The organism is Enterococcus sp. DIV1368b (assembly GCF_050529595.1).
Lineage (GTDB): Bacteria > Bacillota > Bacilli > Lactobacillales > Enterococcaceae > Enterococcus_B > Enterococcus_B mundtii.
Window position 1 is genome coordinate 1,072,207 of the sequence record NZ_CP172883.1, and the last position, 18,743, is coordinate 1,090,949.

An 18,743-nucleotide genomic window follows, 5' to 3' on the forward strand; every position below is an offset into this window, starting at 1 on the left:
TGCATTCATTATTTTTCTTTGTAAAAACGAATATCATTTTCTACTTTATAGATCGAGTAAGGTAGATCTGAATGATATTCAGCTGTTTCACCATTTCCCGGTAATGTTTCATTGAAGATCTTTTCATATTGATCAACCGTCAATGCTTCACGGTTATCTAACATCGCTTGATTGTCTTCTTTGGATAAGAAGTTTTGATAGCCTTCTTCTAAATATCCAGTGAAAAATTCACTCACAGCACCAGAACCATAGCTGAATAATCCGATACGGGCACCCGATTTCAATACTTGAGAGTTTTCCAATAAAGAAATCAATCCCAAATAAAGGGACCCAGTGTATAGATTTCCTATTCGTCGACTATAGGTGATGCCTTCTTCATAACGAGCCATCAAACGTTTTTGCGTTGCCTCATCTGTTTCTTCGATCACACTTTGTAACGCTTTTTTCCCCATTTTTGTGTAAGGAATATGGAAGGTAAGCGCATCATAATCAGCAAGTGTTCGACCTGTTGTTTCTTTATATCTATTCCAGACTTTTTGGAAAGACTCAATATAAGTAGAGTTGGACAACGGACCATCTACTACAGGATATTGACTATAATTTGGACGCCAAAAGTCATAAATATCTTCTGTTAAAAAGACGCTGTGGTCTTCAAGAGAAAGAATCCGAGGGTTTTGTGTGATCATCATAGCGACCGCACCTACACCTTGCGTCACTTCACCACCACTTGCTAAACCGTAGCGGGCGATATCGCTCGCAATCACTAAGACTTTACGATCTGGATGATTTTTGACATATTCTTTTGCCATATGCAAAGCTGCTGTTCCCCCGTAACAAGCTTCTTTTACTTCGAATGAACGAGCAAAAGGTTGAACTTTTAACAAATGATGGATGATCACAGCACTTGCCTTTGATTGGTCGATGCCTGATTCGGTACCTACAATGACCATATCGATTTTCTCACGATCTTCTTCTGTGACGATTTTACTCGCTGCATTTGCTCCTAGCGTGACGATGTCTTCATAAACTTGATTGACAGCCATCTGATCTTGACCGATCCCAATATGGTATTTGGCAGGATCATCTCCACGTCTGTTTGCTAATTCAGTCATATCTAAAAATAAATTAGGAATAAAAAAGGAAAGACGATCAATCCCTATTTTCATTTCAACACCTCTTTACTCATGATAAAAAACTTACTTTATTAAAGTATCACAAAATCGCTAAAAGAAATACAAAAAAGCTAATTTTTAAGGATTTGTAAAAAAATATAGCGCTTTTTTTAAAAGGTGTATGTTATATTTGTATTTCCGGTAAAGAATGGTATATTTTTGTAGGAGATACTTGACAGTTAGAAAATAATCAACTGTCCATCTTTTATACAATTTAATAAGAAGTGTATTTTAATTTTTACGAAACCATTCAGATTGTTCTATCCATTTGATATAGACAAACGTTTTGAAGAATGTCTCGTCGGTTACAGCGTGATGTTTTTCGCAAATACAAGAGAAATAAGGAGGGAATCCGTTTGCGCAAAAGATTGTAACATCTATAAATCCGTCGCGTTTTTTATAATACGTGGATGAGTAAATTTATAGACTTTGGCAACGGGTGGCTTAACTTGAAGGAAGTCGTTATTATAGATGCTGCACGAACACCGATTGGAAAGTATCGTGGTAGCTTAAGCAGTTATTCTGCTGTTGAGTTGGGAACATTCATTACAACAGAAATCCTTGAACGAACAGGGATAAACAAAGAAGCAATCAATCAAGTCATTTTTGGAAATGTGCTTCAAGCAGGGAATGGGCAAAATGTTGCACGGCAGATTGCGATCAATAGCGGAATCCCCGTTAGTGTTCCGGCAATGACAATCAATGAAGTCTGTGGATCTGGGATGAAATCAGTGATCCTTGCGCGTCAACAGATCCAACTAGGCGAAGCGGATCTGATCATAGCCGGTGGTGTGGAAAGTATGACTAGAGCGCCGATGATCCAAGTGAACGATCCAGAAAACGAGAAAATCGAAGAAATCTCAAGTATGGTCAATGATGGATTAACCGATGCATTTTCCAATACTCATATGGGACTGACAGCAGAAAATGTGGCAAAACAATTTGCTGTGACGAGGGCAGAGCAAGATCAATATGCACTGGCTTCACAATTAAAAGCAGCACAAGCCAGCGAGTCAGGGGTCTTCAAGGAAGAAATCATTCCAATTTCACGTAATGAAGAAGTTTTTGCAATAGATGAAGCCGTGCGAGGAAATAGTACATTAGAAAAATTGAGCACCTTACGGACGGTTTTTGCGGAGGACGGCACAGTTACTGCTGGAAATGCTTCACCTTTGAACGATGGTGGCTCTGTACTGATCTTAGCGTCTAAAGACTATGCAATTGCTCATGACTTACCGTATTTAGCTACGATCAAAGGAGTCTCTGAAGTTGGTATCGATCCAAGTATCATGGGGGTAGCTCCAATCAAAGCAATCAATACTTTGATGGAGAAAACTGGGCTTTCCTTGGATGACATCGATCTATTTGAAATCAACGAAGCGTTTGCTGCGTCATCGATCGTTGTGAATCGTGAATTGAATCTCCCATCAGAGAAAGTCAATATTTATGGTGGTGCGATTGCGTTAGGCCATCCGATTGGTGCTAGTGGCGCTCGTATCTTGACTACTTTAGGCTATGCGTTAAGAAGGCAGCACCAACGATACGGCGTAGCTTCATTATGTATTGGTGGCGGCCTCGGATTAGCTGTTCTTTTGGAAGCAAATTTGCAAGGAACTGGTGATAACGAAAAAAAAAAGTTTTATGAACTAACGCCAGAACAACGTAGACAGCGATTAGTTCAAGAAAAAGTGGTTTCTCAAGCAGAAGCAACAGGTTTTAAAGAATCTGTTTTAACAGAAGATATCGCCAACCATTTGATTGAAAATCAAATCAGCCAAGTAGAGATCCCATTAGGTGTCGCATTGAATTTTCAAGTGAACGGTCAAAAAAAATGGATTCCTATGGCAACGGAAGAACCTTCAGTAATTGCTGCAGCGAGCAATGGCGCAAAAATATGTGGCGATATCAGCGTTCAGATACCGCAACGATTGATGCGTGGGCAAATCGTCTTGACCGGTCGTTGTGATTATCGAAAAATCAAAGAAGTCATTGAAGCAAGAAAACCAGAATTGATCACTTGTGCAAACGAAAGTTATCCTTCGATCGTCAAGCGTGGTGGAGGTGTTCGAGAAATTTCTACTCGAGAATTTATGGGGAGCGAGCATGCCTATCTTTCACTTGATTTTTTAGTGGATGTCAAAGATGCGATGGGTGCGAATATCATCAACTCGATTTTGGAGGGAGTTGCGGTTCGTATCAAAGAATGGTTCCCTGAAGAAGAAATCTTGTTCAGTATCTTAAGTAATCTGGCGACGGAATCTTTAGCGATCGCGACTTGTATGATTCCTTTTGAGCGATTGGCAAAGGACAAAGAAACGGGTCAGCTGATTGCTGAAAAGATTCGTCAAGCGAGTGAATACGCAAAGTTGGATCCTTATCGGGCAACGACCCACAACAAAGGAATCATGAATGGTATCGAAGCGGTCATCTTAGCTACAGGAAATGATACACGAGCAGCCGCAGCGGCTATTCATGCCTATGCTGCTCGAAATGGTAGTTACCAAGGGTTGACTGACTGGCAAATCAAGGAAAATCATTTGGTAGGGAAATTGACGGTTCCTTTAGCTGTTGCTACAGTAGGGGGCGCTTCCCGCGTCTTACCGAAAGCGAAAGCTTCTTTAGATATGTTAGCAATTGATTCTGCACAAGAATTGGCACAAGTGATTGCAGCTGTTGGTTTAGCACAAAACCTGGCGGCACTGCGTGCACTTGTTAGTGACGGTATTCAAAAAGGACATATGTCCTTACAAGCGAGAGCATTGGCAATCACAGTTGGTGCCAAAGGGGACGAAATCGAGAGAGTTGCCGCAAAGCTTAGAGAATCAGGAACGATCAACCAACAAAGCGCACTAGCTGCCTTAGCAGCTATCCAGGAGAGCAAAAACTAGGAATAATTTGCGAAATAGTCGTAGTAGCTGAGGAAAGGTGACAAATAATTTTCATTATTATAACGTTTCTCTCGAAACACATAAAAAAATACCTATGCTAAGTATGAAGAATCTATAATCTAAAATTTATTTTTTTCATAAATGGTTATCACGTCTTTTTGGCTATTTTCATTTTTTTGTGAAGTTGTATAATATTAAATAAAACGTAACAGACCTTGTAGATTAAAGGTTTTCTGTTACGTTTTTTTACATACTCTGAACTAAAAATTATAGAACGTATATTATTAAATTTTAAAAATAATTTATATAACATTAAAAAAAGCTAAAGTTTTTTAAGCTTATTTGAGGTTCTCTTGTGAATAAATAATCTAACAGGTATACTTTTCCTCAAATAGAATAACTTGTTAGGCGAGACTCCTAAACAAACATAGGCTATTGCGCAGAAACGTCGAAAGACGCCAATGTGTAAAACAGGAATTGTCGGATTAAGGCTCTTCATAAGATAGCTAAGAGAAATCTTTACGTTGTTTAGTGTCAAAACTCACACGATGAGACTGAAAAGCCAATCGTTTTTTTCGTTTGGCTTTTTTTATTCAAGATGGGTAAGTGACGTATCTCCGCTGTAACACAAAGGAGAAATATAGGATGGGTGTAAAAGACATAAGAAAAATAGATTTGTATTTGCTCGTACCATATCTGTTGATCAGTGTAATAGGATTATTGATGATCTATAGTGCGAGTACGTTTCGTTTGATGTCATTCGATCAAAGTACGAATCAACTTTTAGTTCGACAAATGGTATTTGTAGTGCTTAGTTGGGCAATGATTTTTTTCATTTACCGAGTGAAACCTGCATTCATACTCAACCATCGAATCGTAAAAATAATGATGGGGATCGGTATTGTGGGGCTGATCTTGACTAAGGTACCTGGGATTGGTGTCAATATCAGTGGCGCGCAACGATGGATCTCCATTGCAGGTTTTCAATTTCAACCTGCTGAAATTGTCAATGTCGGGATGATTTTTTATTTAGCTTATTATTTTAGAAAACCCAAGCAATCATTGAATGAATTAAAAAAGCCCTTTTTTATCATCGCTTTATGTTCTCTGCTGATTTTATTCCAACCAAAAGTAGCTGGTGCGATCTTGTTGATCATCTTAGCTGCAATCATGATCACGACTGTTCAATTACCAGTTCGCTATATTTTATTGTTTTTTGCAGGACTGTTCAGTCTCCTTTTGCTCCTTGGAGGCATCATTTATTTACTAGGGCAAAATGATCTATTACCAAGTATTTTTGCCCATACTTATGATCGCTTGAGTATTGCCTTTAATCCTTTTTTAGATCCTTATGGAAAAGGATTTCAGATGAGCCAATCTTATTATGCCATGTACAACGGTGGGCTTTTTGGATTAGGTCTGGGAAATAGTATTACCAAAAAGGGCTATTTACCAGTAGCTGAGACTGATTTTATTTTTTCGATTATTTTAGAAGAGTTAGGGCTGATCGTAGGATTGCTGATTCTAGCAATGTTGTTTTCGATTATTTTGCGCTTATTTGTCTTGAGTGCGAATGAGCCAAACCAACAAATCGGGTTGATTTATTTGGGAACAGGGATGCTGTTATTGCTACAGACAAGCATCAATATTGCAAGTATCAGTGGCATGATCCCAATGACAGGTATTCCGCTTCCTTTTATTAGTTATGGAGGATCAAGCTATTTGATTTTATCCATGCTTTTGGGCGTTTGCCTGAAACTGTCCTCACGAGGTAAGCAAAATGAAATTTAAATTTAACGAATTCAACTACGCATTATTTTTACCGATTTTTCTATTTTATCTATTAAGTGTCGCTGTGCAATATGGGGCAGCGGTATATGACCAAATCCCAGTCAGAGGTGTCGTTTTCAAACAAATCGTCTTTTGTCTGATGTCCTTAGGGCTGTTGTTAGTCACCCAACGTGTGAAAACAGTTGTTTTTTTGAAATACTCCCCTTATTTTTATGGGTTTTCTCTAGTAGTGATGGCATTACTACATCGTTTTTATGATCCTGCGATGTTTCAAATCACAGGAACAAAACGTTGGCTTAGGATCGGTGGTTTTTCTTTCCAACCATCTGAACTAGTAAAATTGACCTTTATTTTAGTCATCGTTTATCTGACATTGATCTATGAACAAAATGTAAAGCAACGGACTGTCAAATCGGATTTACTTTATGTGGGTAAGATTCTACTCGTTAGCGTGCCGACCTTTTTATTGATGTACATGCAAAAAGATTTTGGAACAAGTTTGGTTTTTGTCATATGCTTGGGGGCATTATTCATGATCGCTGGGGTCCATTGGAAGATCATGACGACAATGACTGCGATTCTAGTTATTCTCGGGGCCATTTTGATTGCTTTAGTTTTTACTGAATACGGACACCAGATTTTATATCGTCTGAATTTTAAGACTTATCAGTTAGATCGAGTACGCGCATGGGTTGATCCATTTGCTTATAGCCAATCGATTGGGTATCAACAATCACAAAGTTTGCTTTCCATCGGGGCAGGTGGGTTTAGTGGAAGGTCTGAAGCAATCAATCCAATTTACGTTCCTGTTCGCGAATCGGATATGGTATTTACGGTGATTGCTGAAACATTTGGCTTTTTAGGAAGTGTTTCTGTGCTCTTTCTATATTTTTATCTTTTTTACCAAATCATTTATAGTGCAATCGAAACAAATAATAAAGGGAATGTATATTTTGCGATTGTCTTCGTATTTGGTTTGTTATTTCAAGTGTTTGAAAATATTGGAGCTACGATCGGTCTACTCCCATTAACAGGGATTCCTTTACCATTTTTAAGTCAAGGAGGAACCTCTCTCTTGGTTATTGGCTGTGGTTTAGGCATTATTTTAGGATTTAAAAAGTATGAATGAGAAGTAGAAGGGAAGTTATTATGAAACAGATACCAAAAGGAACATTGGTGGTAGCACTCGTATCATTCGTCTTATTGACGACTTTAACCACACTAGTTATGACAGAAAACACCTTATTCAACCAACTCGATTTAGCCATTTATCGACAGGAGCGATTGATCGCACTCCCAGTATTAACAACATTTTTCAGTTATTTTGCAAAACTAGCAACGATTATTCCTACTTTATTTTTCACAGGATTGCTTGCAATTTTTAGTTGGCGGAAACAGTACCATAAATTAGCCTTTTGGCAAGTCTTAATGGTTTTGACAGTTAGTTTGATTGGTTACGTGATGAAACAAGCTATCCAGCGGACACGACCTGATGTGGAGCAATTGATTCCTAGATCTTCTTACTCTTTTCCAAGTGGTCATTCGATTTTGTCTATGACGCTATTCTTAGTATTTTTGATCACCATGTACATTATCTATCGTGAGAAAAGGGTAAATAAACTAGTATGGGTGGGGGCTCTTTATCCCTTATTGATTGCTAGTTCTAGAATTTATTTGAGAGTACATTATCCTAGCGATATCTTAGCAGGTTTTTTGCTGAGTTTTTCAGTTGTTTTCTTATGCTATAGTCTATTTTTCTCTTTTATCACTGAAAAAACAGTAAGAAAAAAGCACCAACAAAAACGATTATTCACTAGAAAACAAAAGGTTTTATTGTCTATTATGGCATTTCTTTTCTTATTAGTAGGTTCTGCAGTTGCATATGGTGTTCGCTTTTACTACGATGCAAGACAGACAGTGACTTCGATGCAACAACCGCTACAAAGAGAAACCGTTCAGCGGGAAAAAGATACGCCAGTCAGCATTTTAGTTTTAGGTATCGCCAATAATTCAATTAGAAAAACGGACTATCGTGCAAATACAATCATGTTGGTTACATTGAATAATCAAAAGAAAACAACGACGATCACGAGTATTCCTCGAGATTCTTTCGTAGAAATTGCCAATATGGATGGATTGGTCGATAAAATCAACCATGCCCATTCTTACGGTGGTATCGACATGATGGTGGATACGGTTGAACAATATCTTGATATACCGATTCATCACTATGTATCGTTGAATATGGATGGATTAGAAGCGTTGATCGATGCTGTGGGAGGAATCACTGTAAACAATGCGTTTGAATTTACAGCAGAAGATATCCATTATCCAGAAGGAACGCTAGAATTAAATGGTTGGGAAGGATTACAGTATGCGCGCATGCGAGCAGAAGATCCTGAGGATGACTATGGGCGACAGAAAAGGCAAAGGGAAGTCGTCAATATTTTAGTCAATGAGTTCTTATCTGTGAAAAGTTTATTCAATTATCGCCAGCTTTTAGAGGTAGTCGGTGAAAACGGGACAACGGATATGTCCTTAGATGAAATGCTCGGAATGATGAATGAATACCATTCGGCATTATCCAATATCACGAACCATCAGTTGAAAGGTGAACAATATATTGGTGATGGCATCTTGGGAGAAGCAGGGATCTACTATGAGAAGATACCTGATGAGGAACGGATGAGAGTGATGCAGTTGGTGCAAGAGCAATTAGAAACAACAGGGAAGAATGCAGCGCAACAATAGGAACAATTTACATTTATAAATGATAAAAAAAGCAGTTGAAATGAACGATGATCGTCATTTCAGCTGCTTTTTTAGGTAAAAATCATCACGCAGTCTATTTGCTTGCGTTTATCTTTCGTTAATCGGTGTAGCGGCAAATTGTTCGATCAATGGCACTAATGTCAATTTCACTTTGTATTTACGTTCTAAAGCTTTTTCAATTGTAAATTCATTGACAGCAGACATAGAGATCTCTGCTAATTTTCGTGTGTCGTCTTTGACTGTTTCATTGATCACTACAGCATCTGCTGTTTTTTCAGCAGTGAACTTCGGATATTCTGCTACTTGTTTTGCAAAATCATCGAAACTCAAAGAATCTGTCGCTGCTTTTTCATCAATTGTTTTCTTGTCAGTTGTTGCTTCTTCACTGACTGATTGAGAAGTTGTCTCAACTTTTTCAACTTCTTTTGTTGGTGTTTCTTTTACAGAAACGTCATTAGTGACTGGTGTCGCCACAGGTTGAGCCGTTGGTTGATCTTTTTTCATGCGTTGATCATTCCAGTAAGAAACGATCTCAATCAATAGGTTGTCACGGAAACGTTCAAAAATCGTTGCTTCACCAGAACGAATACGTTTCAAGACAGCAGTAAAGTTATCGTCGATTGGTACATTGATGCGTGTATCTTCATTTGCTTGTCCTGCTAAGCCAATGATTAAGACTTGACGGTTTTTAGGATCAAGCATGACTTGCAATGGTAGACCATAACGGCGTAAACTTTCTTCTTCCAATGAACGGAATAATTGCGTGCGAATTCCATCTAAAGAAGGACGGAATTGTTTTAATAATTTTTGTTTTTGTTTTTTCTTCATAAATACTCTCCTTCATTCATACCCTTTCGATTATAAGAAAAAAACGAGCAAATGAAAAGGTTTATCAAGAAAAAACTTTTATTACTTCGATGGAAAAACAAAAAATTAAGTGGGATATTCGACTTTTTACATATTCTAAAACCTAATAAACGGTGGGAATAGAAGTCACCTTCTCGGAAATAAGGCTAGATACTTCTGTCCCGACCTCTCAAAAAGGGGAGCAAAAGTCCATTGACTAATGCTCCCCTAATCTAGTTATTTTTTTGGCAATAAGGCAAAGGTGACTAGTTCAGGTGAATAGATGACCTCATGTCCTTGCCATTGCATCGTCATCAATGAATGATCCAAGCGTTTTTTTATTTCCGCAATTTTTTCATCTCTTGACCAATTTCGAGCAGGAAAATGCTGGATTTTTTCTGGGCGGATCAAAAAGATGAAATCTGGATCAAATGTCTGTGTCACTTTTTCAGATAAACGATTTAAGCGGTCCACGGGGTTCATAGAATATCACTATCCTTTACCTTTAAAATTGTGTAGTATCTGGATCTTTTGCTTTGCCAACGACACCATCTAATTGGTCGATCGTCTTCATTTCTTCTTCTGATAGCTCAAAATCAAATAATTCAGTGTTCTCCTTGATTCTGCTTGGTGTGACAGATTTTGGTAATGGTAAGAAACCATGTTGTAATGACCAACGTAGCGCTACTTGGGCAACGCTCTTATTGTGTGTGTTGGCAATCTCTTGCATTTCTGTGACGTCGAAGATTTTACCAGTGCCAAGAGGGCTATATGCTTCAAGGACCATATCATGTTTTTTCGCGTACTCAACAACAGGTGGTTGCAATTCGCCAGGAGCAAGAAATACTTGATTGACCATTGGCATGATTTTTGCTGTTTTTGCAAGTTCATCTAAGTGATGCGGTAAGAAGTTGCTGACACCGATTGCTTTGATTTTGCCCGCTTCGTATAATTCTTCAAAAGCACGCCATGTTTCGGCATTCGCTTCTTGCCAATTTTCGCGGAAAGAAACTGGATTAGGCCAATGGATCAAGAAAAGATCCACATAGTCTGTTTGTAATTTTTTTAAGGACTCTTCGAAAGAGGACATTGCTAGATCGTAGCTATGGTTTTCGTTCCAAAGTTTAGTCGTTAAGAAAATCTCTTCTCTTGGAACACCACTTTCTTTGATTGCTTGTCCGACACTTTCTTCGTTTTTGTACCCTTGAGCGGTATCAATATGACGATAACCGGCAGCTAATGCTTCTTTAACTGAGGAAACAGCAACGTCTCCGTCAGGGGTTTGCCAAGTACCGAAACCGACAACAGGGATTTCATAGCCATTTGATAAACGGTAAGTAGATGTTAGTGAATTCATACTTTCAGCTCCTTTGATTTTAGTACACTTTAAGTGTAGCTTATTTTCTAAAAAAAGAAATGTATTTTGTTTGTTATAAAATATTTTTTTGTTCGTTCCATTTTGTCTCTGGTATTTTTGTTTGATTTTCCGTAAACTAGAGCAGAAAGGAATGAAACGATGGATATCTATTTAAAACAAGCAATCTTGCATATTATTGATCGAGAAACAGGATCTCCTGTATTTTCACAACAAGAACTGGATCTTACGAAAGATTTCGTCAGGGACTTTCTACAAAAGAAGATCCAAAAAATCTCTTCTGCACAAACTAAAACAGGGCAACTCACTGAAGAAAGCCTATTTTCTCAAAACTTGAAACAGTGTCAAGAAAATTTTGTCGAAGAAAGTGAGCGTTTAGTCCAACGGTGGTTTGACATCTATGCAGAAAGTGAGGAAGCACCTAGTGCAGATGTCTTCGTTGTCTTGTATGAAGTAGACACTGTGATGTATTTAGCTTTATTGAAAGTGAATTATCGTGATGCTTATACTCACTATGTGGAAGCAGATGAAGCCGGTATTGACAACCGTTTGATTTTGAACCGAGCGATCCTTGGCTCAAAATCTCAAAAAGCAGATGAAGCCTTAGCAGTCAATCTGACAGATCTGACGTATGAGTTGATTGAAAAACGCTATGAGTTCTCTGGTAAAAAAGAATGGTACTTTTCGGGAAAAGTGATTGAGAGCGTCCCGGCACCTTCTTTGGAAGACAACGTCAAAGTGATAAAAAAAGTGGCGAAGCAGCTAGGCAAGAAGTTTGAAGCAGAAGAGTTCGATATCATGGCGGACTTAAAAGAAGCTGTGTATGATACGATCGAAGAAAAAGGTAGATTGGATCATGAAATGATCGCGGAGAAAGTATTCAAAGAAAATATCACTGCCAAGTTAGCATTCCAAGAAGAAGTCAAAGAACAAGGCTTTATTCCAGAAGCACCACCAGTGAAAGAAGTACAAGAAATCTCAGAGAAAAAATTCGGAAAGCAAAAATTCCGTTTATCAAATGGCATTGAATTGATTGTACCAGTAGACGTTTATCGTAACCCGGATCTGATTGAATTTGTCAATAATCCTGATGGTACGATCTCTGTCATGATTAAAAATGTGGACGAAGTATTGAATCGTCTATAGTTTCTTTTAGATGAATCAAAGAAACCAAATAAAAGTGAATAGTAAAAAAGCAGTCAATATCCACGAAGATCGTTTTTCAAGTCTTGTGGGTGTTGACTGCCTTTTTTGTGTTGTTTATTGTAAACTGGTTCATTGATCTAATTGATCTAACGCTTTGTCCGGCACTTGAGAAGCTGTTACTTCTTCCCAACTGATGACGCCTTTACGTGAATTGACTTTTAGTTTTAAATAAGCATCCATTTTTAAAGGACGTTCTCTCGCTTCACGTAAAGTGACTGCTTTTTCTTCTCCTTGTGCGTTGTAAGCATTTTGGTCGTATACATAAATAGAAACGTCCATGTCATTGTCTGCTGAGTCAACTTCTTTTTCTCCGTTAGTGGTGATTTTTGTATAATAAGTTTCACCGCCATAGAAATAATCATAAGCGATAAAGCTTCCTCCTAGAAAAATTCCCAATACAATCAATAATGCTATCAATTTTTTTATCATTTTTTTCACCTCGGATACTATTATTCAACAAAATCTATTATTCGTCTATCGAAAGTCCAAAATTTATCGTATTTATATATAATAATGGCATATTCGCCGTTTTATGTATAAAATACTTAAGTTTTCTGTGAGAACATTTTTCAAAGTTGAGGTTACGATAATCGAATTTTAGGAGAGCTAGTTGCTTTGCTTAAAAAAACACAAATTATATAATAATGTTATGAAAGGTGGTATTAAAATGGAACTGTATTATTTAGTTGGTTTGTTTGGTATAATTTTTGGACTTTATGTGTTAGCAAAAAGAAACAATAAGATAAAACCATTCTTTTCCAAATTAACTTTAGCATTTTTGGTTGTATACTTGATCTGGCGTCTTTTCTACACGATCCCAAATGATGGCGTGATATCATTAACTTTCGGTCTTATTTTATATGTGGCAGAATTTATTGGTTTATTTGTGTATGGTTTTTTTATTTACTTGTTTTCTAATAAGTTGTCGAAAGAGTCCATGAGAGTTCATTACGATGTGGAGCCATTTCAACCAAGTGTAGCAGCGTTTATATGTACGTATAATGAGGATAATAAATTAGTGATTGCGACTGCTTTGGCTGTCAAAGCGTTACGTTATCCAAATAAGAAAATATATATTTGTGATGATGGTCATCGTGAGGAATTGAAAGAACTTGCAGAAAAATACCATATTGGTTATCTGACAAGAGAAGGTAACGAGAACGCAAAGGCAGGAAATATCAACTATGCACTTTCACAAACAAGTAGCGACTTGATTTTGCTTTTAGATGCTGATTTCATCGTTAAGAAAAATATTATTTACGAGGCTATCGATTATTTTAGAAATCCAAAGGTTGCGTTAATTCAATATCCTCAAACTTTTTATAATAAAGATCCCTTTCAATTATTGAGAAAATCATTTTACAATGAACAGGAATTATTTATGCGTTTTTTAGAACCAGCTCTTTCACGTGAAAATGCGTTGATCCATATCGGGACCAACGCTATCATTCGACGCAGTGCTTTAGAGGAGATAGGTGGCGTTCCAACAAAAAGCATTACTGAAGATATGGCAACAGGGATGTTATTGCAAAATGCTGGTTATGAAACGATTTTCATAAATAAAGCTTATGCTTTGGGAATCACGCCTTATACAGCTCGAGAGCTGTCCTCTCAACGGACACGTTGGGCCCAAGGTACAAAGCAAATATTTGACCATTTTAAACCACGTAAATTTAAAGGGTTATCTCGTATGCAAAAATTGTGTTACTATAATTCTTATTTGTACTGGTTTACTTCATTTCAAAAAATCATTTTTTTATTAGCACCAACTCTTTTTATGGTCTTTGATATATTTATTGTTCGAAGTAACAACAATCAGTTATTATTGTTCTTTTTACCACCGTTTGTCATGATTTCTCTTTCGTTTCGGTTGTATGTTCCTAAAATCAGGAATCTTACTACTTCGCATATCTATGATTGTTTTGTCGCGCCGATCCATACTAGAGCATTGATCAAAGAGTTCTTTCATTCGGAAAAAAAATTCAAAGTGACAAAAAAGGAACTTGTTGACAGTCAATCATTTGATTGGCGAACAGTTTTTCCTCACATGTTACTATTTGGTTGGATCGCTTTCGCCTCTATCGTTGCATTGTACAGACTTTATCGAGGAGAAGGATATGAAACAGGCTATATTGTGACACTTCTATGGTCAGTGTATAACCTCTATGGATTATTCTATGCGATTTTGATTGGTAAAAATCGAACAATTGAAAGCGACAGTGAAGCATTGAGCATTGTAACAAAGAAACAACTAAGTTATCTATCCCAATCATTTGAGATGTATCAAATGAGTTATAACGGATTTAGACTTCGTTCCAAAAAATTAGTTACTCCTACTTTTACACCTGGGAAAGCTTATTTATTTATGGATGAGAAAACTGGACTTAGAATCAATTCGATATGTAAAGAAAATCATGGGAGATATGCGACTTTCTCATTTAACAATTTGACACAAGCTTCTGCAGAAGAACTTGCAAGTTACTACAGTGATCAGTTGAATGCAGCAAAACAATTAGAATTCGATATGGAAACCGATACTTTACAAAGTTGAGAGTATGACCATTACTAATAGTAAACGAACGCTGTCAATAATAACAATAGCGTTATGACAGAGGTCGGCACAGAAGTAATTAGCCTCGAGAAATAAGACGGCAGCTACGTAAATTGTTCTTCAAATTTTTGTGGCTGCCGTCTTATTTCCGAAGAGTTTACTTCTGTCCCCGCTGTATATTCCCTTTTAGAATATGCGTGAAGACTAATGTCCTACTCACTTTTTATTGAAATAGTGTATCGAAACACTTTAATTGACTTTGACCAATTTTGACGTATAATAGGGTTTGTTCATAACTTACAAAAAGTAAGTGTAGATGATTTTTTTGAGTTTATACTGAAAAAACTGTTATGGACGATGAGCTGAAATCATTCAGTGCATAAGACTATTTAGGAGGTTTGTTAATTATGGCAAAAGAACATTTTGATAGAAGTAAACCACACGTAAACATCGGTACCATTGGGCACGTTGACCATGGGAAGACCACATTGACTGCTGCAATCACGACAGTATTAGGGAAAAAAGGCTTAGCAAATCCTCAAGATTATGCAAGCATTGATGCAGCTCCTGAAGAACGTGAACGTGGGATCACCATCAACACAGCACACGTAGAATATGAAACAGATAAACGTCACTATGCACATATTGATGCACCAGGACATGCGGATTATGTGAAGAACATGATCACAGGTGCCGCTCAAATGGATGGTGCGATCTTAGTTGTTTCTGCGACAGATGGACCAATGCCTCAAACTCGCGAGCATATCCTTTTATCACGTCAAGTTGGTGTAAAATATTTGATTGTATTTTTGAATAAAGTTGATTTGGTCGATGATGAAGAATTGATCGATCTTGTAGAAATGGAAGTTCGTGAATTACTGAATGAATATGGTTTCCCAGGTGATGACACACCTGTCATCAAAGGCTCTGCATTGAAAGCATTGCAAGGTGACCCAGAAGCAGAAGCTGCGATCAATGAATTGATGGAAACAGTGGATGACTATATCCCAACACCAGAACGTGATACCGACAAACCATTGCTTTTACCAGTTGAAGATGTTTTCTCAATCACTGGTCGCGGAACGGTAGCATCTGGTCGTATCGACCGTGGAGCTGTTCGTGTCGGTGATGAAATCGAGATCATCGGAATCAAACCTGAAACGAAAAAAGCGGTTGTGACAGGGGTAGAGATGTTCCGTAAAACGTTAGATTATGGCGAAGCTGGAGATAACGTAGGAATCTTGTTACGTGGTATCCAAAGAGAAGATATTGAACGTGGACAAGTAATTGCGAAACCTGGTTCAATCACACCACATACAAAATTCAAAGCGGAAGTTTATGTATTGACGAAAGAAGAAGGCGGACGTCATACACCATTCTTCAATAACTACCGCCCACAATTTTATTTCCGCACAACAGATGTAACAGGTACGATCGTGTTGCCAGAAGGAACAGAAATGGTCATGCCTGGAGACAACGTAACCATCGAGGTAGAGTTGATCCATCCAGTGGCAATCGAACAAGGAACGACTTTCTCTATTCGTGAAGGTGGTCGAACTGTCGGTTCAGGAATGGTAACAGAAATCGAAGCGTAAGTATTTTTTATAAAAAAATATAAAACCTGTGGACAAGGTATTTACTTGAATATCTTGTCCAATGGTTGTAATAGAAGTGTTAATCACCGATAAAAAAACGAGCAAACTCCAAATTTTCTTTGAATTTTTAGGTTTCTCGCTTTTTTTTGTGGGGGGAATCTTCGAACAACATGTTATGAGAATTTAGTAGGTGCAATACGACTAGTATCCTTGTTGCTTGTTTCCATCGATTTTTCTTGTTTTTACCATGTCTATAAATTTGTTATAATAAATATATCTGTGTTTCTAAAAAACTATGACAAAAAGTTATGGGGGATTCAATGATTTTAGAAAATAAATTAGGATTGACCAGTCAAGTCGAGTTGGCAAAAGCGGAAGAAAAAATCAGTAAGCAAAAAGCAAAAAAATTATATGATTCTGGAAGAATAGATGAATTAGAAATTGGAACGTTCAAAGGGTTAAGTGAAATCCATGACTATTTGTTTTCTGAAATCGATGGTTTTGCTGGGGAAATTCGCTCAGTAAATAGTGCAAAGGTAAATTTTCGGTTTGCGCCGGTCATGTATTTGGAGTATTCTCTAAAGCATATTGACCAAATGCCACAGTCTACTTTTGAAGAAATCATCAAAAAATATGTAGAGATGAACATCGCTCATCCTTTTCGTGAAGGGAACGGTAGGAGTACTAGAATTTGGTTAGATCTCATTGTGAACTACTCACCACTTAGCTAAACCTACCGGTTTTTAACGCTTGAAGTGGGAGCTTCTTGGGAATAGAGCATACTTGATAGTGTATTTCTTTACTAACAGCGGTGTCTCTTATTTGCCAAGCTATCCCCGTAGTTCCTACGGTTCTTGATTTTATCTAAGCTAATTGTTTTATTCGGAGACCTTCGATCAGAATATTGATGCTTGCGTTTATATCACGGTCATGATGAGCATGACAAACCGGACAAGTCCATTCTCGTATTTCGAGCGTTTTCTTGCCATCTTGATGACCACAATCCGAACAGAGTTGACTAGATGGGAACCATTTATCTACTTTGATGATTTCACATCCATACCAGTCAGCTTTGTATTGTAGTTTAGTTACAAAACTAGACCACGATACATCAGAAATACTTTTAGCTAATTTATGATTGCGTAACATACCTTTTGCATTTAAGTCTTCAATACAGATAGTATCGTGATTTTTGATAATCTCTGTGCTCAACTTGTTTAGAAAGTCATTGCGTTGATTCATTACTTTTTCATGTAGTCGTGCTATTTTACGTTTTTGTTTTTGATAATTTCTAGCTTCAAACAGATTGATACCTTTTTGTTTAGCTAATAATGCACGTCTTGACAACTTACGTTGTTCACGTTTTAGTTTCTTTTCCATTTTTGACGTGAACTTATTATTATCAATCTTTTGACCGTCAGAAAGAATGGCAAAATCAGTTATACCAAGATCAATTCCAATAGAAGAATCGTTTTTAGGAAGTTCAACTATTTCTTCTTTACACAACAAAGAAATATGGTAATTACCACTTGGATGACGTGAGATTGTGGCAGATTTGATAATTCCTTTAGGTTGTCTATGGAGTTTAATCTTGACTAAAGACTTCAACTTAGGAACTTTGATGAATTTATTATCAATCAAAGCTACTGTTCCTTTTTGGTTGTTAGTAGTATAGCTTTGTACAGGATTCTTCTTACTTTTGAATCGAGGAAACCCAACGGATTTATCTCTAAAAAAATTCTTATATGCCTTATCTAAATTAAGTTGTGCATTCGCTAGAGCCAGGCTATCTACTTCCTTCAAAAACGGAAATTCTTGCTTATATTTTGCAGGCGTTGGAAAACTCATTTTTTTAGAGGAATTTACCCTAGTTTCTTTATAAGCTTTCATTCGGTCATCAAGCATTAGATTGTAGACCTTACGGACACAGCCAAAAGACTTAGCAAAGAAGGTTTCTTGTTCTTCTGTTGGATAGATTCTAAATTTATATGCTTTTAGTCGCTCCATAAGACTCACCTACTCTCTATTTGTGGTTATTACCTTGATTCTGAATATACTTTTTGATGACATCAATTGGTGCGCCACCAGTTGTCAACAGGCAGAAACTTTTAGACCAAAACATTTCTTTCCAAAGATATTGTTTTACTCTAGGATAGTCACGCTTTATCAAGCGTGAACTCGCGCTTTTATAAGCGTTGATGAACTTCGTCAGCTCTGTTTTTGGCTGTGCTTTGAACATAATATGAACATGATCTTTATCATGATTCCACTCAACGAGAGTGATGTGATATGACTCTGCAATTCGTACAAAAGTTATTTTAGCAAATTCAGATATTTCATCATCAATCACTTGTCTACGGTATTTAGTTACCAGTACAAGATGATAATAGAGAAGAAACACTGAATGATTATTAGTATCTAGTTCCATTGTTATATCAGCTCATTTCTTATATAGACTGATTATAACATAGTACAAAATAAAAAGGCAATATGCATTACATGTCGGTTTTCGAGTTACCAACGGTAACCCTCATACCGAACGGCATT

At 37.2% G+C, this 18,743-nt stretch carries 14 protein-coding genes, 1 pseudogene and 1 riboswitch; of the genes and pseudogenes, 8 read left to right on the top strand and 7 right to left on the bottom strand.

Going from position 1 to position 18,743, the window contains the following annotated elements; translation table 11 throughout:
* Positions 1-8: 8 nt before the first annotated feature.
* On the bottom strand, positions 9-1,166 hold the full coding sequence (locus IGJ19_RS05095) for a hydroxymethylglutaryl-CoA synthase (RefSeq protein ID WP_142433600.1): 1,158 nt from the start codon (positions 1,164-1,166) through the stop codon (positions 9-11).
* 455 nt (positions 1,167-1,621) lie between these two features.
* Here IGJ19_RS05095 and IGJ19_RS05100 point away from each other — a divergent pair, with 455 nt between their 5' ends.
* The 4 genes from IGJ19_RS05100 (at position 1,622) to IGJ19_RS05115 (ending at position 8,602) form a co-directional block, all read left to right on the top strand.
* The gene (locus tag IGJ19_RS05100) at positions 1,622-4,060 is read left to right on the top strand and encodes a hydroxymethylglutaryl-CoA reductase, degradative (protein ID WP_430604456.1); all 2,439 of its coding nucleotides are present in this window, start codon (positions 1,622-1,624) and stop codon (positions 4,058-4,060) included.
* 393 nt (positions 4,061-4,453) lie between these two features.
* Positions 4,454-4,621, top strand: a riboswitch (M-box (ykoK) riboswitch).
* An 84-nt stretch (positions 4,622-4,705) separates the two neighbouring features.
* Entirely contained in the window at positions 4,706-5,851 is a 1,146-nt protein-coding gene (locus tag IGJ19_RS05105) for an FtsW/RodA/SpoVE family cell cycle protein (RefSeq protein ID WP_071866336.1), read from the top strand.
* The gene (locus IGJ19_RS05110) at positions 5,841-6,980 is read left to right on the top strand and encodes an FtsW/RodA/SpoVE family cell cycle protein (protein WP_074801205.1); all 1,140 of its coding nucleotides are present in this window, start codon (positions 5,841-5,843) and stop codon (positions 6,978-6,980) included. The genes IGJ19_RS05105 and IGJ19_RS05110 overlap by 11 nt, the downstream gene beginning before the upstream one ends.
* A gap of 20 nt (positions 6,981-7,000) precedes the next feature.
* Positions 7,001-8,602, top strand: a complete 1,602-nt coding sequence (locus tag IGJ19_RS05115; RefSeq protein ID WP_142433598.1) for a phosphatase PAP2/LCP family protein — start codon at positions 7,001-7,003, stop codon at positions 8,600-8,602.
* A gap of 108 nt (positions 8,603-8,710) precedes the next feature.
* Here IGJ19_RS05115 and IGJ19_RS05120 read toward each other — a convergent pair whose 3' ends face one another.
* From IGJ19_RS05120 to IGJ19_RS05130, 3 genes are all read right to left on the bottom strand, one after another.
* Positions 8,711-9,451, bottom strand: coding sequence for a hypothetical protein (locus tag IGJ19_RS05120; RefSeq protein ID WP_086334492.1), 741 nt, complete (start codon positions 9,449-9,451; stop codon positions 8,711-8,713).
* Positions 9,452-9,706: 255 nt separating this feature from the next.
* Positions 9,707-9,952 carry a hypothetical protein gene (locus tag IGJ19_RS05125; protein ID WP_071866339.1) on the bottom strand — a complete coding sequence of 82 codons (246 nt, stop codon included), beginning with the start codon at positions 9,950-9,952 and terminating at the stop codon, positions 9,707-9,709.
* 22 nt (positions 9,953-9,974) lie between these two features.
* Complete coding sequence (locus IGJ19_RS05130) at positions 9,975-10,826, bottom strand: aldo/keto reductase (protein WP_010735800.1); 852 nt, start codon at positions 10,824-10,826, stop codon at positions 9,975-9,977.
* Between the two features lie 159 nt (positions 10,827-10,985).
* Here IGJ19_RS05130 and IGJ19_RS05135 point away from each other — a divergent pair, with 159 nt between their 5' ends.
* Complete coding sequence (locus IGJ19_RS05135; RefSeq protein WP_142433596.1) at positions 10,986-11,990, top strand: nucleoid-associated protein; 1,005 nt, start codon at positions 10,986-10,988, stop codon at positions 11,988-11,990.
* A 129-nt stretch (positions 11,991-12,119) separates the two neighbouring features.
* Here IGJ19_RS05135 and IGJ19_RS05140 read toward each other — a convergent pair whose 3' ends face one another.
* Positions 12,120-12,476, bottom strand: coding sequence for a YxeA family protein (locus tag IGJ19_RS05140; RefSeq protein ID WP_029594083.1), 357 nt, complete (start codon positions 12,474-12,476; stop codon positions 12,120-12,122).
* A gap of 241 nt (positions 12,477-12,717) precedes the next feature.
* Here IGJ19_RS05140 and IGJ19_RS05145 point away from each other — a divergent pair, with 241 nt between their 5' ends.
* The 3 genes and pseudogenes from IGJ19_RS05145 to IGJ19_RS05155 form a co-directional block, all read left to right on the top strand.
* Complete coding sequence (locus IGJ19_RS05145) at positions 12,718-14,601, top strand: glycosyltransferase family 2 protein (protein WP_142433595.1); 1,884 nt, start codon at positions 12,718-12,720, stop codon at positions 14,599-14,601.
* Between the two features lie 407 nt (positions 14,602-15,008).
* Positions 15,009-16,196, top strand: a complete 1,188-nt coding sequence (gene tuf / locus IGJ19_RS05150) for an elongation factor Tu (RefSeq protein WP_019723509.1) — start codon at positions 15,009-15,011, stop codon at positions 16,194-16,196.
* Positions 16,197-16,516: 320 nt separating this feature from the next.
* A pseudogene (locus tag IGJ19_RS05155) lies at positions 16,517-16,906 on the top strand (Fic/DOC family protein); the annotation flags it as partial.
* A 154-nt stretch (positions 16,907-17,060) separates the two neighbouring features.
* Here IGJ19_RS05155 and tnpB read toward each other — a convergent pair.
* Positions 17,061-18,203, bottom strand: coding sequence for an IS200/IS605 family element RNA-guided endonuclease TnpB (gene tnpB, locus IGJ19_RS05160; RefSeq protein WP_142433594.1), 1,143 nt, complete (start codon positions 18,201-18,203; stop codon positions 17,061-17,063).
* Between the two features lie 16 nt (positions 18,204-18,219).
* On the bottom strand, positions 18,220-18,624 hold the full coding sequence (gene tnpA, locus IGJ19_RS05165; protein WP_071866345.1) for an IS200/IS605 family transposase: 405 nt from the start codon (positions 18,622-18,624) through the stop codon (positions 18,220-18,222).
* Positions 18,625-18,743 lie beyond the last annotated feature (119 nt).

What these genes read in the sequence shown, in the direction of transcription:
- IGJ19_RS05095 (WP_142433600.1), bottom strand. Translation starts at nt 1,166, where the DNA reads ATGAAAATAGGGATTGATCGTCTTTCCTTTTTTATTCCTAATTTATTT.
- IGJ19_RS05105 (WP_071866336.1), top strand. Translation starts at nt 4,706, where the DNA reads ATGGGTGTAAAAGACATAAGAAAAATAGATTTGTATTTGCTCGTACCA.
- IGJ19_RS05110 (WP_074801205.1), top strand. Translation starts at nt 5,841, where the DNA reads ATGAAATTTAAATTTAACGAATTCAACTACGCATTATTTTTACCGATT.
- IGJ19_RS05115 (WP_142433598.1), top strand. Translation starts at nt 7,001, where the DNA reads ATGAAACAGATACCAAAAGGAACATTGGTGGTAGCACTCGTATCATTC.
- IGJ19_RS05120 (WP_086334492.1), bottom strand. Translation starts at nt 9,451, where the DNA reads ATGAAGAAAAAACAAAAACAAAAATTATTAAAACAATTCCGTCCTTCT.
- IGJ19_RS05125 (WP_071866339.1), bottom strand. Translation starts at nt 9,952, where the DNA reads ATGAACCCCGTGGACCGCTTAAATCGTTTATCTGAAAAAGTGACACAG.
- IGJ19_RS05130 (WP_010735800.1), bottom strand. Translation starts at nt 10,826, where the DNA reads ATGAATTCACTAACATCTACTTACCGTTTATCAAATGGCTATGAAATC.
- IGJ19_RS05135 (WP_142433596.1), top strand. Translation starts at nt 10,986, where the DNA reads ATGGATATCTATTTAAAACAAGCAATCTTGCATATTATTGATCGAGAA.
- IGJ19_RS05145 (WP_142433595.1), top strand. Translation starts at nt 12,718, where the DNA reads ATGGAACTGTATTATTTAGTTGGTTTGTTTGGTATAATTTTTGGACTT.
- tuf (WP_019723509.1), top strand. Translation starts at nt 15,009, where the DNA reads ATGGCAAAAGAACATTTTGATAGAAGTAAACCACACGTAAACATCGGT.
- tnpB (WP_142433594.1), bottom strand. Translation starts at nt 18,203, where the DNA reads ATGGAGCGACTAAAAGCATATAAATTTAGAATCTATCCAACAGAAGAA.
- tnpA (WP_071866345.1), bottom strand. Translation starts at nt 18,624, where the DNA reads ATGGAACTAGATACTAATAATCATTCAGTGTTTCTTCTCTATTATCAT.